This window comes from Duganella sp. CT11-25, assembly GCF_047302815.1.
In the GTDB taxonomy this organism is placed as follows: Bacteria; Pseudomonadota; Gammaproteobacteria; order Burkholderiales; family Burkholderiaceae_D; genus Rugamonas.
The window spans coordinates 233845-251106 of the sequence record NZ_JBKBFD010000001.1 but is presented as its reverse complement, the minus strand read 5'-3'; the positions used below and the strand labels follow the sequence as shown (position 1 = coordinate 251106).

Genomic DNA, 17262 nt, shown 5'->3' with positions numbered 1-17262 from the left:
CCGCAGCCACACGATGACCAATAGCACCACCGCCAGCACGCCGTCCGCAGCAGCACCGACCACCGCACGCGAATTAAAGAAAGGCAGCCTCGCCACCCTGCGCGGGCTGGTGCCGTTCCTGCTGCCGTACAAGCGCCAGTTCGTCATGGCCGGCATCGCGCTGGTGGTCGCGGCCTGCGCCACGCTGGCCATCCCGGCCGCCTTCAAGCAGATGATCGACCTGGGCTTCGGCGGCGCCGGCGACAAGAGCATCAAGCATGTCGACCTGGTGTTCCTGGCGCTGTTTGGCGTGGCCACGGTGCTGGCGCTGGCCACGGCCGCGCGCTTCTACACCGTCTCCTGGCTGGGCGAGCGCGTCACCGCCGACATCCGCAGCGCGGTCTACAAGCACGTCGTCACGCAAAGCCCTGAATTCTTCGAGACCACGCAGACCGGCGAGGTCCTGTCGCGCATCACCACCGACACCACGCTGATCCAGGCGGTGGTGGGCACCAGCATCTCGATGGCGCTGCGTAACGTGCTGCTGTTCCTCGGTGGCCTGGTGATGCTGTTCGTGACCAGCCCCAAGCTGTCGGCCATCATCATCGGCCTGCTGATCCTGACCGTGCTGCCGATCGTGATGTTCGGCCGCCGCGTGCGCAAGCTGTCGCGCGATTCACAGGACCGCATCGCCGATGCCTCGGCGATGGCGGGCGAAATCCTCAACGCCATGCCGACCGTACAGTCCTTCACGCACGAGCATATCGAATCTTCGCGCTTCGGCAGTTCGGTCGAAGGCGCGTTCCAGACGGCGATGCGCCGCATCCGCGCCCGCGCGCTGCTGACCATGATCGCCATCGTGCTGGTGTTCGGCACTATCGTCTTCGTGCTGTGGCTGGGCGCGCACGCGGTGCTCAACGGCGACATGACCGGCGGCGATCTTGGCCAGTTCATCCTGTACGCCTCCATCGTGGCCGGCGCCATCGGCGCCCTGTCCGAAGTGATGGGCGAAGCGCAGCGCGCCGCCGGCGCCACCGAACGCCTGCTGGAGCTGATGTCGGTCAAGTCGGCGATCCAGTCGCCGGCCCAACCGCTGGCGCTGCCGCCGCGCGCCGCCAACGGCGCCGCATTGAGCCTGCACGACGTCACCTTCTCGTATCCGTCGCGTCCCGAAACGGCGGCGCTGGGCCACCTGTCGCTGGACATCCGGCCGGGTGAAACGGTGGCCGTGGTCGGCCCTTCCGGCGCCGGCAAGACCACGCTGTTCCAGCTGTTCCTGCGCTTCTACGATCCGCAAAGCGGCAGCATCAAGCTCGATGGCGTCGACATCACCCAGCTCGACCTGCACACGCTGCGCGGCGCCATCGGCATCGTGCCCCAGGATACGGTGATCTTCTCGGCCGACGCGATGGAAAATATCCGCTACGGCCGCGACGGCGCCACCGACGAGGAAGTGATCCAGGCCGCCAAGCTGGCCGCCGCCCACGAATTCATCGAGCGCCTGCCGCAGGGCTATCAATCCTTCCTGGGCGAGCGCGGCGTGCGCCTGTCCGGTGGACAGCGCCAGCGCATCGCCATCGCGCGCGCGCTGTTGAAGAATCCACCGCTGCTGCTGCTGGACGAAGCCACCAGCGCGCTGGATGCGGAATCGGAGCGCCTGGTGCAAAAGGCGCTGGAGGCGGCGATGGTCGGCCGCACCACCGTCATCATCGCCCACCGCCTGGCGACCGTGCAGCGCGCCGACCGCATCATCGTCATGGAAGACGGCAAAATCGTCGAAACCGGCACCCACTCGTCGCTGGTGGCGCTGGGCGGCATCTACGCCAACCTGGCTGCTCTGCAGTTCCACAACGTTCACGTCGAACACTGATCGGGGTATCATTCGTTCTTTCAGGAGAACGACTTGACCGACGCAGAACTGCGGCTTAGCTGCACAACCCACCTTCCGGGCCACCGCCAGCCCTCGCCCGCGCAGCTGTTCGCGGCGATGGGAGCGTGGTGCGAGGCCAACGGCGTAGCGCACGACACCTACGGCAGCGGCGCGCTGATACAGGATTTCGAGCAGAAAGTCGCGAAACTGCTGGGTTTCGAGGCCGCGCTGTTCTGCATCACCGGCACCATGACGCAGGCGACCGCGCTGCGCATCGCCTGCGAGGAACGCGGCAGCAAACTGGTGGCGCTGCATCCGACCTCGCATATCCTGCGCCATGAACGCGGCAACCACCAGCTGTTCGACCACTTCCACGCGCTGCAGATCGGCGACCAGCACCGCCCGTGGACGCTGGACGAGCTCAAAGGCATCCCGGACAAGCTGGGCGCCGCCACGCTGGAACTGCCGATGCGCGAGATCGGCGGCCAGTGCCCCGGCTGGGATGAACTGGCCGAGATCAAGGCCTACTGCCGCAAGCAGGCGATCCATCTGCACCTGGACGGCGCGCGCTTGTGGGAAACCGCGGCGGCCTATCAACGTCCCGCCGGCGAAATCGCGGCGGGCTTCGATTCGGTCTACATCTCGCTGTACAAGGGCATAGGCGGCATGGGCGGCGCCATGCTGCTGGGTAGCGAGTCCTTCGTGGCCAAGGCCCAGGAATGGTTCCGCCGCCAGGGCGGCAACGTCTACCAGCGCACGCCGTATGTGGTCGCGGCGGCGATGCAGTTCGACACGCGGCTGGCGGCGATGCCGGACTACTTCCGGCGCACGCAATGGCTGTACGAGACGCTGCGCGACTACCCGCTGCTGACGCCCAATCCGGCCCGGCCGCAGGCCAGCATGCTGCACCTGCATCTGCCGGTCAGCCGCGAACGCGCGCTAGAGATCCGCAACCGCATCGCCGAGCAGCATGGCGTGTGGCTGTTCAACGGCGCCAGCCACGCGGCGCTGCCTGGCCGCAGCTCGGTGGAGCTTTACATCGGCGACAACCTGCTCAACACCCCGGACGACCGCGTGCGCGAGATCCTGGGCATTTGGTCGGCGGCGCTGGCCAATTAATTCCGCATCAGCCGGTACAACCGGCTACACTGCGCCCTTTTTACGTTTTACGGCATACATCATGACTTTCCAAGCACTCGGCCTGATCGATCCACTCCAGCGCACCCTGGACACTCTGGGCTACAAGCAGCCCACGCCCGTCCAGAAGCAAGCCATACCGGCCGTGCTGGCGGGCCGCGACCTGATGGCCGCCGCGCAGACCGGCACCGGCAAGACCGCCGGCTTCGCGCTGCCCATCCTGCAGCGCCTGACGATGGACGGCGTGACCGGCCCGAAGGCCGTGCGCTGCCTGGTGCTGGTGCCGACCCGCGAACTGGCCGAGCAGGTCTACGAAAGCTTCCGGACCTATGGCGGCAACCTGCCGCTGAAATCCGCCGTGGCCTACGGCGGCGTGCCGATCGAGCCGCAGATCACCAAGCTGCGCAAGGGCCTGGACGTGCTGGTGGCGACGCCGGGCCGCTTGATCGACCTGCACGACCAGGGCGCGATCAGCTTCGCCATGCTGCAAACGCTGGTGCTCGACGAGGCCGACCGCATGCTGGACCTGGGCTTCGAGCGTGACATCGACATCCTGCTCGCGGCGCTGCCGAAGAAGCGCCAGACCTTGCTGTTCTCGGCCACCTTCTCGGACGAGATCCGCAAGCTGGCCGGCGGCATGCTGAAGGATCCGCTGTCGATCCAGATCAGCGCCAGCAACACGGCCACCAAGAGCGTCAAGCAATGGCTGATCCCGACCGACAAGCGCCGCAAGCCGGAACTGCTGCTGCACCTGTTGAAGAAGCTGGGCTGGGGCCAGGTGCTGGTGTTCGTCAAGACGCGCAAGGGCGTCGAAACGCTGGTCAAGACGCTGCAGGAACACGGCATCTCGGCCGACTCCATCCACGGCGACAAGACCCAGCCTGCGCGCCTGAAGGCGCTGGCCCGCTTCAAGAAAGCCGAAGTCCAGCTGCTGGTCGCCACCGACGTCGCCGCGCGCGGCCTGGATATCGAAGCGCTGCCGCAGGTGGTCAACTTCGACCTGCCGACCGTGGCCGAGGACTACATCCACCGCATCGGCCGCACCGGCCGCGCGGGCATGGAAGGCGAAGCGGTCTCGCTGGTCTGCGCCGATGAAGTCGAGATCCTGAAGGCCATCGAAACGCTGACGCGCCAGGTCATCGCACGCAAGGAGGAACCAGGCTTCGAGGCCGATCACCGCGTGCCGGAGACCGGTCCGAAAGGCGCCGCCATCGCGGCAGCCAAAAAAGCGGCGGCCGAAGCGCCGGCCAAGAAAAAGCGTCCATTCACCGGGCCGCCGGGCGACAAGGCCGCGGCGCGCCCCGCCGGCGGCGATGCGTCGCTGGGCACCTGGGAGGCGCCCGTCAAGCTGGGCAAAGCGGCCGGCGGTGCACGGCCCGCAGGCGGCAAGCCGGGCGGCGGGCGGATCTACGGCGCTGCCGGCAAGCCTGCCGCGCCCAAAGGTGCGGTAGTCGTCACCGGCGGTCGCGGCGCCAAGTCGCTGGCCCGTACGGCCGGCAAGGCCACGGCGCAGCCGGGCGGCCGCAAGTCCAAGCCGGGCCCACGCTGACCTGTCGCCCGGGCGCCTGTTAAAATAGCTGTCTTTCCGGGCCACGTCGCCCGCGCCTCATGTTGGAGAATTGAATGCAGCAATACCAGGAACTGATCCAGACCGTCATCGACACCGGCAGCTGGCAAGACAACCGCACCGGCATCCGCACGCTGAGCGTGCCGGGCGCGATGATGCGTTTCGACCTGACCAAGGGTTTTCCTGCGGTGACGACCAAGAAGCTGGCATTCAAATCGGTGGTCGGTGAACTGTGCGCCTTCATGCGCGCCTCCCGCAGCGCCGCCGATTTCCGCGCGCTGGGTTGCAAGGTCTGGGACCAGAACGCCAACGAAAACAAGCAGTGGCTGGAGAACCCGTACCGCCTGGGCGAGGACGACCTCGGTCCGGTCTACGGCGTGCAATGGCGCCAGTGGCCCGGCTTCAAGCTGATCGAACTCGATCAGCCGCAGCAGATCGCCGACGCGCAAAAGAACGGCTTCCGCCTGATTTCGCAGTTCGACGACGCCGGCGTACCGAAAGTCCTGCTGCATAAATCGATCGACCAGCTGCGCGAGTGCCTGGACACCATCATGAACAATCCAGGCAGCCGCCGCATCCTGTTCCACGGCTGGAATCCTGCCGTGCTGGACGCGGTCGCCCTGCCCGCCTGCCATTTGCTGTACCAGTTCATCCCGAACCCGGCGACCCGCGAGCTGTCGATGTGTCTCTACGTGCGCTCGAACGACCTCGGTCTCGGCACGCCGTTCAACCTGGCCGAAGGCGCTGCGCTGATGCATCTGGTCGGCCGCCTGACCGGCTACACGCCGCGCTGGTTCACCTACTTCATCGGCGACGCGCATATCTACGAAAACCACATGGACATGGTGCAGGAGCAGCTCAAGCGCGAACCGTTCCCGGCGCCGAAGCTGGTGATCTCCGACCGTGTGCCATCCTTCGCCGAAACCGGCAAGTATCAGCCGGAATGGCTGGAACTGGTCGAGCCATCCGACTTCTCGCTGGAAGGCTACCAGCACCACGCGCCGATCACGGCGCCGATGGCGGTCTAGTTATAAAAATCGGCAACTGGCAGGGTGCGCCCCCCCCAGGTAAGTTGCGTTGCCGTTGCAGACCAAGATACCCGGATTGCGTTCGCTCAGCCGGCGAACGAAATCGTCCTTCGCCGGACTTATCCAGATTTTTTTCAAACCGCTTGGATTCAGGAGTGGTGAATCCGCGGTATCGACCTTGCAATTCGTTAGCGCCAGATACCGCAACCGGCCGAGGCCGTTGAAGTCCTCTAGCCGAATCTCCTGCCGGCAAGACATGATCGTCACCAGTTCCAACGCTTGCAGCTTCGCGACTGAACGAAAGTCCAGCTTGTTGCAGGCGCTGATGGTGAGTTGCCTGATACGCTGATCGACATCCGCGAAGCCGGCCAGCTTCGTGCAGCTTTCCAGCCAGAGTTCCTCGACCTGGGCAAGCTTACGCACATCAACCAAGCCATCCAACTTGCCATGCACCAGCGTTAGCGCTTTTGCTTTGCTGCGGCCTAACATTGCGAGGTCTGTCAGCGCACCGCCGCTGAATTGCAATTTATCCAGCGTCGCGGCCCTGGCGATCATGTCAATGTCATCAAGGCTGGCGGCCCGGATCTCCAATACGCTTATCCGGGACTGGTCCAGTTCATCAAGGCGCATCTTGTTCTTCGTGCCGCTGAGCATGAACAACTTGCGCAGCGACTTCGCCGCGTGCAGACCTGCCGTCGACACGATCGATTGCCCCGCCAAAGTCAGGGTTTCGACGCCGGGAAAATGCGCCAGAAACCGGCACGATGTCAGATTCGAATGAACGTCTACTTTGATATGCCGAATCGATTTCCGCGAATCGAGATGCGCCAGCGTGGCAAGAAACGCCGGCTCGTCAAAATGGGCCTTGTCCCCGCCCATGAAAACAATCTCATCGACGGCCTTCGTACTGGATGGCAGCTCAAGCTGATCGTCCCGGATATGCAGTGCACTAGTCAAAAAAATCTCCGTCAATGGATCAATAGATGGAAAATTCGGTCCTGTCAGGCTTTCCTTTTTTGATTTTCGTACTGCCCGGCGCCTGTAGCGCAATCAAGGTTTTCCTGATTGCCTGAAGCGCTTCATCAAACCGATCTTCGTTGACCTCCACATCGATAATGTAGACACCGGCTCCGCCACCGCCGCCGGTAACCTCTCCCAAGCCGGTGACGGCAAACATATCCTCTAATGGCTCCTCTATTTCGTCCCGGCCCGCTATTCCGGCCAGCGAGGCATCTGTCGCGTTGACGATAATCTCCAAGAAGACTGTTTCCATTCCTACCGTGCCTTTCCCTGATAGAAGCTGACAATGTCCCTGTCTTCGGCCTCAAACAACCCCATCAATGCATCAAACCCGTGATCGATCTTGAACTGCCGCTCACGCGCATCGATCAGAACGGCCAAGCTGAAGCAATAGCCCTTCCCCTTGATTTCTGCCTCATCGGGAAACCCTTCGATGAGGAAGTCCAGCGGACAAAATAGTGCCGCGCTCCAGCCTGCGTCCGGTGCCTGTTCATTATCAATCAGGGGAACCGTGTGCCCGCAGTGCAGCCGAGCGCGCATATGATCGTAGTGTTGAAAGCTCGCCACCATCCCGGCGAGAAGCTTCGGCTCTCCGTCTGAAATAGCGACAAAAACGTGGTGCGTCTCTTTGGGCAGTCCCACAACCATGTGCACCGGTGCGCCGCCGGACGGCATGCGCGAGTAGGCGGCAGTGTAGAAATATTCTTCGCTCCCTTCAAAGCTGAAGTCTTGAATGCCGACCTCCGAATTCAGCTTGGCCAATTTAGCGACAAACATAAGAATAGCTGCTTGGTCAGCATCCAGCTCAGGCGCGTTCATTGATTCCTCTCTGCTCTTAGGCGCGCAAATATGAGTCCCGCAGAGGGTCCGCCGGGCTCCACTCGGACGCCTCTTCGATCTCGTCGTAGGCTTCCAGCCCGGAATGTTTGATCAGCTCGAACTCGTCCGCATGAATGGGCACCATCCACAGCAACTTGACCTCATGCACGCCGACCCGAATTGACGCTAGAAATTCCTGCTCCGCTCTAGGCTCATCAACCAGGAATGCGCGCGCCGCCCAGGCCGGCGGCGCCAATGCCGATGGCGGAAATGCTTCGCCAATCTGGAAATCCACATCCTCGCGAAAAGAAAATGCCACGATGTCCAGCAGATAGGCGGTGATTTCCTCGTGCGTCCCGGCGGAGCCATCGGCGGGTACCACCATCAACAGCTCCCAATCCACCGGCTTGTCATCGGGGATCACGCGATCGGAGACGCCCACCGTCACATAGCGGCTCACCACCGCCCCGGCTGCGGCCGGAAAAAAGTACACCTCGACCCTGTGCTCCTGCCGCTGCGAGACGGTCCGCCTCTGCGGCATTCCCCACGCGCGAATATACGTACTTAGCAATACGGATCGCAACACGTCGTAAGAAAGACTCTGCTCTTGATGCATTTCAGGAACCATCGTGCGTCTCCTCGCAAAGGCTCGCCCTACAAGGATCGATGAAATTAAAATCGCTGGATTCGAACAGGTCTTCCAGCTTCTCCACGCCGAATTTCTTCTTGTACTCAACTTCCGCATGCGTAATCGGGATCAGCCATAGAAACTTGGCCCCGGCGCCTTCAAGCTCGGGGCCATCCAGATACGGGAGCGAGATGATGCCGTATTCGCACGGCGAGCGATCCATCCATGGTTTTCCGAAGTTCACCGTATGCCCTACACGCTCGTAATGCCCGCGCGTACTCATTTCTCGCTACTCATGCTCAATGCCCTGCATGCCGGCCACGATATCCGCGTGCATCCACACTTCCATCGAGACAGGCGGTCCATCGGCGGAAAGGCCTGGAATAAGAAATAGCTCATCACATTTTTCATCGTCTCAGTCCGCAATACCAAACGCTTCCGCCAGACCGGCCACAAAATCGGCTTTTTCCGGCGGATAGCGATCCGCCAGCGTCGCCAGCTGCAAACGAAAATCCAATCTGTTCCATGCATCCATGCATTGCAGTTCAGCCGCCATCTGCTCCATCGCCTGCATGGCGGCGTCGGGATCGACGAGCGACTCGTCGCCAAACTCCAGGAAAATCGCCATATCGACGACGGCTTTGACCAAATGGCTCACGATGTCCCACCAAGGCGTTTGAGATAAGTCTTTGCCGCCGTCCGTATCCATGCGTACGCCGAATCTTGAGCGATATGGGTCATTGCCTCATCACATCCAGCCACTTTCAGCTTGATTAGTGCGTTCACGACGTGCCCAACCACATCAGGATCGTCGATGAGTTCCTTCAACGTCTCGACATATCGATCGCTGCCATACGCCCCCATGATGAGAACAAAATTCTGCCGCCCCTTCTGGTATCGTCGATCCGCAATAATCGTCTCTATCGCATCCATCAGGGCGCCTGTCTTTCCCAGATCGCGACGCTCCGTCAAAAAAAATCGAATCTTCTCGCTCAACTGCCACGTGGCGGATTCAAATCCCAACCAGTCCGGGCCTCCGGCAACGCCGCGCATGGAAATACCTTTACGAGTCTCGAAGTAAAGCTCGACCACGCCTAAAAGCGCGGCGGCCAGCAAGTGCCCATCAATCTCCTTGGCCGGCCGCGCGCCCAGCGAGGCCAATAGCGCTCGTTCAGATTCCAAGGGAAGCATTTACGAGCCGCCTTCCTGCATCTTTTTTCGATGTCATATCTCATATTTCCTGAAAAGCGATACCACCGTCGGCATCAAGTCGCCTCTCCTGTACGTCACGCTGAAGGAATACGCGACTCGGTCCCAGCGCTCGCCAAGCGCAGTCTGATCGTCTCGCAGCCGCTGAAACGACGGGCTGCCGGCTTTGCCCAAGATGTCGTCTCGCGCATCCGTCATCAGCAACCCCTCAGGCAGCGCGCCTTTATAGCGCTGTAACCGTCCTTGCCTTCGGCGTAGAAAAAAATGCCGGTGAAATAAAGTGCCCCATGCCCGACAGGCCGCCAGCACCGGCGCGTCATTCTGCAACGCCAGCACTTCGACGACCGAGGCATCCGTGTCCGGTCGTCCGAATAGTCCCACCAAGACGTTGATATCAAACATACCGGCCCCCGACGCTAGCGTAATCGCTAGTGTAGCGAGGAAAACATGGAAATAATTCCATGTGGAAATATATTTATATTTAACCCTTGGAGGGATTCGGAGAGATTGTTGGGCGCCGGGGCGTGCTAGAAATATTAGGAACTTGGCAAATGGTAAGATAGCAGGCAAGGAGAACCATACTGCATGCAAACTACTCGACTCGACCTCGTCCCCGGCACCCTGTGCGATGAACGGATGTGGTCCCGCCTGACGCCGCTGCTGGGCGGCGATTTTGAATTCAACTATGTGCCGCTGTACGAAGCACAGGACCGGCCGCAGATGCAGCAAGTCTTGTCCGATCACAGCGCCGAGCCGACCAATCTGGTGGCGTTTTCATTGGGTGTGTATATGGCGCTGGAATTCGCGCTGGCCCATCCCGAGCGCGTCAAGTCGCTGGTGCTGATCGCCGGTTCTGCCAAGGGCCTGAGCGAGAAGGAAAAGGAACTGCGCCTGCGCACGATTCCGATGCTTGAGCGCACCGCGTACGCCGGCCTGTCCAGCGTACGCCTGCGTGAGGTGCTGCATCCGGTTCACCACGACGACCAGACGATCATCGATCTGATCCAGCAAATGGCGCTGGACCTCGGCAAGGATGTGCTGCTGACGCAGTTCCGCGCGTCGATGAATCGTCCCGACGTGATGGACCGCCTGCACGAAATCACCTGCCCGGTGCTGCTGGTCGGCGCCAACGAGGACAAGCTGGTCAACCCCGGCATCCTGCCCGAGATGCACCCGCGCTTCCCGAATGCGCGCCTGCGCATGTACGGCGACACCGGCCACATGATCCCGCTGGAAGTGCCGCAGTTGCTGGCCGCCGATATGCTCGACTTCTACAGCTAGCCCATCGTTCCCGCGCAGGCGGGAATGACGATAACGATCAAGCAGCGTTGGCCAGCTCCAGCAGGTCGACGCCTTTCAGGCCGGAGAGGTCCTGCGTCAGGTTGCCGGCGAAGGCGGCGCGGCTAGGCTTGCCGTTCTTCAGCCACTGGCGCACGACTGCGCGGATATGCTCCAGCGTGCAGTTCAGCGCATCGGTGCGGAAGCGCTGGCGCACGGTATCGTCGACGCCGCGCTGGTGCAGGCTCCACGCATGCAGCACCTGGTCGTACGGCGCGTTCGGCTTGTCCATGCCCTTGATGACGCCAAGGATGGCCTCTTCCAGCTCTTCCTGCGAAAACTCGGTTTCCAGCATCTGGTCGATGGCCAGGTCGAAGTCGGCGTAGGTGCCGGCCAGGCGCGGATCGCGATACGACGACATCACGAAAGTGCCGGTGCTGCCGGTGTAGCCCGCGCTGCCGCCATAGGCGCCGCCCTTTTCACGCAACGCCGTATGCAGCAGCTGATTCGTCATCAACTCGCCAGCCACCGCCAGCGCAGCCGCCCCCTCTTCATGCAGCATCGGTGCGCGCCACGCGGCCACGCAATGATTGATCTGGCTGACCGCGTGCAGCGCGGCGCTTTCCAGCGGCACCTCGGTCTGCACTGCAGCCACGACCCGCGCCACCGGCTGCGATGCCGGCAAGGACAGCAAGCTGCCCAGCGCCTTGCCGTCGTCGCCGGCGCCGGCCGACAGCACGGTCGGCGTGATGGCGATGATGCGGCCATGCAGTTCGCTCAGCTTCGCGGCGATGGCGGCGATGCCTTCCGCCGTCTTGCTTTGCTTGAGGATGCTGCCTTCAAACGGCAGCGATGCCGCACCGCCGACGATATCCTCAAAGCGGCGCAGCTGCGACAGCGGCGCGGTGGCCGACAGCATGGCGTAGCGGTTGCCCGACTGCGCCAGACCGTTCAGGCGGTCCTGCACATTGCTGTCGATGAGGAAGGCCAGGCGTTCGTGTTCGTCGAAGCGGGTTTCGGCGAGTGAACGCGACATCAGCTCGGCGATGCCGGCGTGTTCCTCGCGCAGGCCGCTGGCGCCGAACCACAGTTCCAGGCGCAGCGCGCCGTCGGTCTGCTGCGATGCGTCCAGGCCGATATTGAACGATGGCGCCATGCGCTGACGCCAGGCGTCGGCCTGTTCATAGTCCATGTCGCCCACGCCCAGCTCCGACGCCAGGTCGGTGTACAGATGCAGCCACGGCCAGTCGGCGGCATCGAAACCGGAAACGTCATATGACGCCCGCACATACGACAGGCCGTTGGAAGCGATCGCGAACGGCAGCACCTTGGCCGAGGTCTTTTCCTCCTGCGGCGGCAACGGCAGGCTGGCGCGCGTTTGCGGCGACAGTTCGTCCGGGCGGATGCGCGGCAGCACTTCGGAGTTCGACGGCAGCTTCTGGTGCTTGTCCAGCGCCGCGGTGTCGGCTTCGATGCGGGCGCGCTCGCTGTCGCTCAGGGCGGCGGTGCGCGCGGCCAGTTGCGCCTCTTCCACCGCATCGCGCGAGGTGAAGTATTCGGCGTCCGGCACCACGCTGGTGGTCAGGCGGGTCGGCGACTCCAGCAGGAAACGCACCAGGCCCTTGAAGTATTCCGGATCCTGGATCGCGATTTCCAGCTTGGCCAGGTCGTCGTCGCTGTCCAGCGAATCGAAGACATTGCCGTCGCGCATGGCGACCGGCAACGCGTGCAGCAAACGCGACAGGGCGTTCGGCATGCGGCCGCTGGCGGTGTCGCGCTGGGTGTAGCGGATGTCGCGCAATGCGGCCTGCAGCGCCTCGACCGGCACGCCCTCTTCCGCCGCTTTTTCCAGCGCGGCCCAGATGCGCACGCGCGCCTGTTCGATCTGCGGTTCGGTCAAGCCTTCCATGCCGACGTGGAAAATCAGCTGGCGCGGGCTGTTGTCGTGGCCATTGAGGCGCGACGGACGGCCGTAGCCGGCCGATTCCATCGCCTTCATCAGCGGCGAGGACGAATCGCCCAGCAGGCCGGCCGACAGCAGATAGGCGTTGTAATAGGCTTCCATATCGGCCGATTCGCCCATCAGCCAAGTCAGCTGCAGGCCGTATTCGTCGGCCTTGGCTTTTTGCGACGGGATGCGCACTTCGTTGACTTTCGGCGCGGTCCAGCCTTCGGCCAGCTCCGGCAGCATGCGTGGTGCGGTGCCGGACAGCTTGGACAACACGCGCTTGGCGATCTGCTCCTGCACTTCGGCGGCGCTGATGTCGCCGGCCGTCATGAACACCGCTTGCGACGGATGGTAATGGCTGGCGTGGAATTCCTTGAGCATCTCGTGCGTCAGTTCGGGAATCACCAGCGGATCGCCGCCGGACTCCACCTCGTAGGTCGTCCCTTGCAACAGCGTGCTCTCGACGCCGCTGTACAGCGCGCGGATCGGATCGTTGAAGGCCCCCTTCATTTCGTTGAAGACCACGCCCTGGTAGGTCAGCTTGCCGTCCTTGAGCTCATGGCGCCAACCTTCCTGCAGGAAGTTCAGGTAATCCAGGTTCGGGAAGAAAGTCGCGTCGAGGTAGACGTCCAGCAGGTTCAGGAAATCCTTCTTGTCGGTGCTGGCGAACGGGTAGACGGTGCGGTCGGCGTAGGTGAAGGCGTTCATGAAGGTCGCGGTGGAGCGGCGCATCATCGAGAAGAACGGATCGCGCACCGGGTAGCGCTGGGAGCCGCACAACGCCAGGTGCTCCAGGATGTGGGCACGGCCGTCGCTGACATCGGGCACCGTCGGGAACGCCACCAGGAACACCATCTCGGCCTGGTCGCTGGCCAGGTGGATGTGGCGGGCGCCGGTGCCTGGCTCGATATATTCTTCCACAGTGGCTTGCAGCGATGGGATGGCGCGGCTGCCGGTTTTCTTAAAAGTCGTCATAAACACTCGGTAAAGGTGCTGAAATAAGGATACTAATCAAATGATACGGTAATCGCGCGTTTCAAGTGGGAATGATAGAAAAGAGAATTATAATTGCGCGCTCCGGACGTTCCGGGATCCCAATACAGGCAAAAACCGCATGAGCCAGCTCACCATTATCGTCGCCACGGACGCCCAGCGCGGCATCGGCATCAACAATACCCTGCCGTGGAAGCTGCCGGAAGACTTGGCGCATTTCAAGCGCTTGACCACCGGCAACCCGATCATCATGGGCCGGAAAACCTTTGATTCGATCGGCCGCCCGCTGCCGAACCGCCGCAACATCGTCATCACCCGCAACGCCGGATGGCGCCACGACGGCGTCGAGACGGTCGGTTCGGTCGAGGCGGCCGTCGCGCTGCTGGACGGGACGCCCGGCTTCATCATCGGCGGCGCCGAGATCTACAAGCAATCGCTGCCGCTGGCCGACCAGTTGATTATCACCGAGATCGCCCACACCTACGACTGCGATGCCTTCTTCCCGGCGATCGACGCCGGCGCATGGCAGGAAACCGCGCGCGAGCAGCACTTCTCGGAAACCGCCGGTCTGGACTACGCTTTTGTTACACTGCGCCGCAAGGCCTAAGACCTACCTCTCACTTCACCAAGGAATACTCAGCACATGTCAGGCGATGGTTTTCACGTACACGGACCGCACGATCACGCGGTCGAACACGCAGCACACGGCAACGATGGCTTTTCCAACAACATCGCCGTCATGACGGCCATCCTCGCCACGGTAGGCGCCGCGTTCGGCTACCTGGGCGGCGCCACGCAGAACGATGCGGCCCTGTTCAAGAATAACGCGGCCATCGACAAGACCCAGGCCGCCAACAGCTGGAATTACTACCAGGCCAAGTCCAGCAAGCAGAACCTGGCCGAGCTGGCGATGACGCTGCCCGGCGTCGACCCGAAGCGCTACGAAACCGAGGTGGCCCGCTACAAGTCGGAAAAGGAAGATATCAAGAAGGACGCCGAAAAGTGGGAGGAATCCTCTAAGGAGTGGAACCACAAGTCGGACGAATCCATGCACCAGCACCACCAGTGGGCGCTGGCCACGACCGCCGAGCAGATCGCCATCTCGCTGGCCGCGATCACCCTGCTGACCCGCAAGAAATGGATGATGGGCCTGGCCTACGGCGTGGCGGCGGTCGGCATCGCGCTGGGCGTGTTTGCCTGGCTGCACGTGGACCCGATCGGCGCGCTGCTGACGGGCGGCCACTAAGGTCAGGCAACATTGCACAAATGGCATGACGTGTAATACGGACGTCATGCCGGTCGTGCATTCTGTTACGATAATTTTTTTCCCGCAGCGGCTCCATTTCTGCGAGAATCCCGTTCTTATTTTTTTGCGGCCATACCGGTCGCGCCCTGTCCGCCCCTACACATTTGTCAGGGGCGGCTTGCTTTTTTGGAGACATGCATGAAATTTCGTTTCCCCATCGTCATCATCGACGAGGATTTCCGTTCCGAGAACACGTCCGGCCTGGGCATTCGCGCCCTGGCCGATGCAATGGAAAAAGAAGGCATGGAAGTGGTGGGCGTGACCAGCTACGGCGACCTGTCCCAGTTCGCCCAGCAGCAATCGCGCGCGTCGGCCTTCGTGCTGTCGATCGACGATGAGGAATTCGGCGGCGGTTCGGCCGAGGAAACCGACACCGCGCTGAAATCGCTGCGCGCCTTCGTCGAAGAGATCCGCTACAAGAACGCCGACATCCCGATCTACCTGTACGGCGAAACCCGCACCTCGCGCCATATCCCCAACGATATCCTGCGCGAACTGCACGGCTTCATCCACATGTTCGAGGACACGCCGGAATTCGTCGCGCGCCACATCATCCGCGAAGCCAAGTCCTACCTGGACGGCCTGTCGCCGCCGTTCTTCCGCGCGCTGGTGCACTACGCCAACGACGGCTCGTACTCGTGGCACTGCCCCGGCCACTCGGGCGGCGTGGCCTTCCTGAAGTCGCCGATCGGCCAGATGTTCCACCAGTTCTTCGGCGAGAACATGCTGCGCGCCGACGTCTGCAACGCCGTGGAAGAACTGGGCCAGCTGCTGGACCACACCGGCCCGGTCGCCGCGTCGGAACGCAATGCCGCGCGCATCTTCAACGCCGACCACTGCTACTTCGTCACCAACGGCACCTCGACCTCGAACAAGATGGTCTGGCACTCGACCGTCGCCCCGGGCGACATCGTGGTGGTCGACCGCAACTGCCACAAATCGATCCTGCACTCGATCATCATGTGCGGCGCGATTCCCGTGTTCCTGATGCCGACCCGCAACCACCTGGGCATCATCGGTCCGATTCCGCTGGAAGAGTTCACGATGGAAAGCATCATGCGCAAGATCGAGGCGAACCCGTTCGCCCGCGAAGCCGTGAACAAGAAGCCGCGCATCCTGACCATCACCCAGTCGACCTACGACGGCGTGGTCTACAACGTGGAAACCCTGCGCGAAATGCTGGACGGCCAGATCGACACCCTGCACTTCGACGAAGCCTGGCTGCCGCACGCCACCTTCCACGACTTCTACAAGGACATGCACGCGATCGGCAAGGACCGTCCGCGCGCCAAGGAGTCGATGATCTTCTCGACCCAGTCGACCCACAAGCTGCTGGCCGGCCTGTCGCAGGCCTCGCAGGTGCTGGTGCGCGAATCGGAAACGGTCAAGCTGGACCGCGACGCCTTCAACGAGGCTTACCTGATGCACACCTCGACCTCGCCGCAATACTCGATCATCGCCTCGTGCGACGTCGCCGCTGCCATGATGGAAGCGCCGGGCGGCACCTCGCTGGTGGAAGAATCGATCCTCGAAGCGCTGGACTTCCGCCGCGCGATGAAGAAGATCGACCAGGAATGGGGCAAGGACTGGTGGTTCCAGGTGTGGGGACCGGACAAGTTCTCCGACGAAGGCATCGGCTCGCGCGAAGACTGGATCATCCGCGCCGAGGACGACTGGCACGGCTTCGGCAACCTGGCGCCGAACTTCAACATGCTGGACCCGATCAAGGCCACCATCGTCAACCCGGGCCTGTCGCTGGACGGCCAGTTCGCCGAGACCGGCATTCCCGCGTCCATCGTCACCAAGTACCTGGCCGAGCACGGCGTGATCATCGAGAAGTGCGGCCTGTACTCGTTCTTCATCATGTTCACCATCGGCATCACCAAGGGCCGCTGGAACACGCTGCTGACCGCTTTGCAGCAGTTCAAGGACGACTACGACAAGAACCAGCCGATGTGGCGCATCCTGCCGGAATTCGCGGCCGCCAACCCGACCTACGAGAAAATGGGCCTGCGCGACCTGTGCCAGCAGATCCACGACTTCTACAAGGCCTACGACGTCGCGCGCCTGACCACCGAGATGTACCTGTCGGACATGATCCCGGCCATGAAGCCGTCGGACGCGTTCGCCAAGATGGCGCACCGCGAGATCGAGCGCGTCGCCATCGACGAGCTGGAAGGCCGCATCACCTCGATCCTGCTGACGCCTTACCCGCCGGGCATTCCGCTGCTGATCCCGGGCGAGCGCTTCAACAAGACCATCGTCGACTACCTGCGCTTCGCACGCGACTTCAACGAGCGCTTCCCCGGCTTCGAGACCGACGTGCACGGCCTGGTCAAGCGCGAAGTGGACGGCAAGCGCGGCTACTTCGTCGATTGCGTCAAGCAATAAGCGACGGTCGCCACACATCCAAGGGCAGCTTCGGCTGCCCTTTTTCTTTTGCCCGGCTGCGCAAATGTAAATGTTTCGTTGCTCGGATG

At 62.4% G+C, this 17262-nt stretch carries 17 protein-coding genes; 8 read left to right on the top strand and 9 right to left on the bottom strand.

Annotated features, from left to right (window positions below; genetic code table 11):
- The first annotated feature begins 13 nt into the window (after positions 1-13).
- From ACEN9F_RS00985 to ACEN9F_RS00970, 4 genes are all read left to right on the top strand, one after another.
- A complete protein-coding gene (locus ACEN9F_RS00985) occupies positions 14-1849 on the top strand; it encodes an ABC transporter transmembrane domain-containing protein (RefSeq protein ID WP_413416921.1) in 1836 nt (611 codons plus the stop codon).
- A gap of 33 nt (positions 1850-1882) precedes the next feature.
- Positions 1883-2968, top strand: coding sequence for a threonine aldolase family protein (locus ACEN9F_RS00980; protein ID WP_413416919.1), 1086 nt, complete (start codon positions 1883-1885; stop codon positions 2966-2968).
- Positions 2969-3029: 61 nt separating this feature from the next.
- Positions 3030-4535 (top strand): DEAD/DEAH box helicase, encoded by a 1506-nt coding sequence (locus tag ACEN9F_RS00975; protein ID WP_413416918.1) that lies wholly within the window; start codon positions 3030-3032, stop codon positions 4533-4535.
- 74 nt (positions 4536-4609) lie between these two features.
- Positions 4610-5581 carry a thymidylate synthase gene (locus tag ACEN9F_RS00970; RefSeq protein ID WP_413416916.1) on the top strand — a complete coding sequence of 324 codons (972 nt, stop codon included), beginning with the start codon at positions 4610-4612 and terminating at the stop codon, positions 5579-5581.
- Here the strand turns inward: ACEN9F_RS00970 and ACEN9F_RS00965 are convergent, their stop codons facing one another.
- The 8 genes from ACEN9F_RS00965 to ACEN9F_RS00930 form a co-directional block, all read right to left on the bottom strand.
- Positions 5582-6538 carry a hypothetical protein gene (locus ACEN9F_RS00965; RefSeq protein WP_413416914.1) on the bottom strand — a complete coding sequence of 319 codons (957 nt, stop codon included), beginning with the start codon at positions 6536-6538 and terminating at the stop codon, positions 5582-5584.
- A gap of 19 nt (positions 6539-6557) precedes the next feature.
- Positions 6558-6854: a hypothetical protein gene (locus ACEN9F_RS00960; RefSeq protein WP_413416912.1), complete on the bottom strand. Its 297-nt coding sequence runs from the start codon at positions 6852-6854 to the stop codon at positions 6558-6560.
- A gap of 2 nt (positions 6855-6856) precedes the next feature.
- A complete protein-coding gene (locus ACEN9F_RS00955; protein ID WP_413416910.1) occupies positions 6857-7420 on the bottom strand; it encodes a hypothetical protein in 564 nt (187 codons plus the stop codon).
- 16 nt (positions 7421-7436) lie between these two features.
- Positions 7437-8048 (bottom strand): suppressor of fused domain protein, encoded by a 612-nt coding sequence (locus ACEN9F_RS00950; RefSeq protein WP_413416908.1) that lies wholly within the window; start codon positions 8046-8048, stop codon positions 7437-7439.
- The gene (locus tag ACEN9F_RS00945) at positions 8038-8271 is read right to left on the bottom strand and encodes a suppressor of fused domain protein (protein ID WP_413416906.1); all 234 of its coding nucleotides are present in this window, start codon (positions 8269-8271) and stop codon (positions 8038-8040) included. The genes ACEN9F_RS00950 and ACEN9F_RS00945 overlap by 11 nt, the downstream gene beginning before the upstream one ends.
- A 192-nt stretch (positions 8272-8463) precedes the next feature.
- Positions 8464-8706, bottom strand: a complete 243-nt coding sequence (locus ACEN9F_RS00940) for a hypothetical protein (RefSeq protein WP_413416904.1) — start codon at positions 8704-8706, stop codon at positions 8464-8466.
- Entirely contained in the window at positions 8703-9239 is a 537-nt protein-coding gene (locus ACEN9F_RS00935; protein WP_413416902.1) for a hypothetical protein, read from the bottom strand. The genes ACEN9F_RS00940 and ACEN9F_RS00935 overlap by 4 nt, the downstream gene beginning before the upstream one ends.
- Positions 9240-9272: 33 nt before the next feature.
- Positions 9273-9659 (bottom strand): hypothetical protein, encoded by a 387-nt coding sequence (locus tag ACEN9F_RS00930; RefSeq protein WP_413416900.1) that lies wholly within the window; start codon positions 9657-9659, stop codon positions 9273-9275.
- A gap of 183 nt (positions 9660-9842) precedes the next feature.
- Here ACEN9F_RS00930 and ACEN9F_RS00925 point away from each other — a divergent pair, with 183 nt between their 5' ends.
- A complete protein-coding gene (locus ACEN9F_RS00925) occupies positions 9843-10538 on the top strand; it encodes an alpha/beta fold hydrolase (protein WP_413416898.1) in 696 nt (231 codons plus the stop codon).
- Positions 10539-10575: 37 nt separating this feature from the next.
- On the opposite strand, the gene ACEN9F_RS00920 is transcribed toward ACEN9F_RS00925, so the two are convergent.
- Positions 10576-13458 (bottom strand): insulinase family protein, encoded by a 2883-nt coding sequence (locus tag ACEN9F_RS00920; protein WP_413416897.1) that lies wholly within the window; start codon positions 13456-13458, stop codon positions 10576-10578.
- A gap of 139 nt (positions 13459-13597) precedes the next feature.
- Here ACEN9F_RS00920 and ACEN9F_RS00915 point away from each other — a divergent pair, with 139 nt between their 5' ends.
- The 3 genes from ACEN9F_RS00915 to ACEN9F_RS00905 all read left to right on the top strand — a co-directional run bounded on the left by ACEN9F_RS00915 (position 13598) and on the right by ACEN9F_RS00905 (position 17173).
- Positions 13598-14083, top strand: coding sequence for a dihydrofolate reductase (locus ACEN9F_RS00915; protein ID WP_413416895.1), 486 nt, complete (start codon positions 13598-13600; stop codon positions 14081-14083).
- Between the two features lie 36 nt (positions 14084-14119).
- The gene (locus ACEN9F_RS00910; protein ID WP_413416893.1) at positions 14120-14722 is read left to right on the top strand and encodes a DUF4337 domain-containing protein; all 603 of its coding nucleotides are present in this window, start codon (positions 14120-14122) and stop codon (positions 14720-14722) included.
- Positions 14723-14920: 198 nt separating this feature from the next.
- Positions 14921-17173, top strand: a complete 2253-nt coding sequence (locus tag ACEN9F_RS00905; protein WP_413416892.1) for an Orn/Lys/Arg decarboxylase N-terminal domain-containing protein — start codon at positions 14921-14923, stop codon at positions 17171-17173.
- Positions 17174-17262 lie beyond the last annotated feature (89 nt).

What these genes read in the sequence shown, in the direction of transcription:
- ACEN9F_RS00930 (WP_413416900.1), bottom strand. Translation starts at nt 9,659, where the DNA reads ATGTTTGATATCAACGTCTTGGTGGGACTATTCGGACGACCGGACACG.
- ACEN9F_RS00970 (WP_413416916.1), top strand. Translation starts at nt 4,610, where the DNA reads ATGCAGCAATACCAGGAACTGATCCAGACCGTCATCGACACCGGCAGC.
- ACEN9F_RS00955 (WP_413416910.1), bottom strand. Translation starts at nt 7,420, where the DNA reads ATGAACGCGCCTGAGCTGGATGCTGACCAAGCAGCTATTCTTATGTTT.
- ACEN9F_RS00945 (WP_413416906.1), bottom strand. Translation starts at nt 8,271, where the DNA reads ATGGATCGCTCGCCGTGCGAATACGGCATCATCTCGCTCCCGTATCTG.
- ACEN9F_RS00950 (WP_413416908.1), bottom strand. Translation starts at nt 8,048, where the DNA reads ATGGTTCCTGAAATGCATCAAGAGCAGAGTCTTTCTTACGACGTGTTG.
- ACEN9F_RS00910 (WP_413416893.1), top strand. Translation starts at nt 14,120, where the DNA reads ATGTCAGGCGATGGTTTTCACGTACACGGACCGCACGATCACGCGGTC.
- ACEN9F_RS00985 (WP_413416921.1), top strand. Translation starts at nt 14, where the DNA reads ATGACCAATAGCACCACCGCCAGCACGCCGTCCGCAGCAGCACCGACC.
- ACEN9F_RS00920 (WP_413416897.1), bottom strand. Translation starts at nt 13,458, where the DNA reads ATGACGACTTTTAAGAAAACCGGCAGCCGCGCCATCCCATCGCTGCAA.
- ACEN9F_RS00960 (WP_413416912.1), bottom strand. Translation starts at nt 6,854, where the DNA reads ATGGAAACAGTCTTCTTGGAGATTATCGTCAACGCGACAGATGCCTCG.
- ACEN9F_RS00925 (WP_413416898.1), top strand. Translation starts at nt 9,843, where the DNA reads ATGCAAACTACTCGACTCGACCTCGTCCCCGGCACCCTGTGCGATGAA.
- ACEN9F_RS00905 (WP_413416892.1), top strand. Translation starts at nt 14,921, where the DNA reads ATGAAATTTCGTTTCCCCATCGTCATCATCGACGAGGATTTCCGTTCC.
- ACEN9F_RS00935 (WP_413416902.1), bottom strand. Translation starts at nt 9,239, where the DNA reads ATGCTTCCCTTGGAATCTGAACGAGCGCTATTGGCCTCGCTGGGCGCG.
- ACEN9F_RS00975 (WP_413416918.1), top strand. Translation starts at nt 3,030, where the DNA reads ATGACTTTCCAAGCACTCGGCCTGATCGATCCACTCCAGCGCACCCTG.
- ACEN9F_RS00915 (WP_413416895.1), top strand. Translation starts at nt 13,598, where the DNA reads ATGAGCCAGCTCACCATTATCGTCGCCACGGACGCCCAGCGCGGCATC.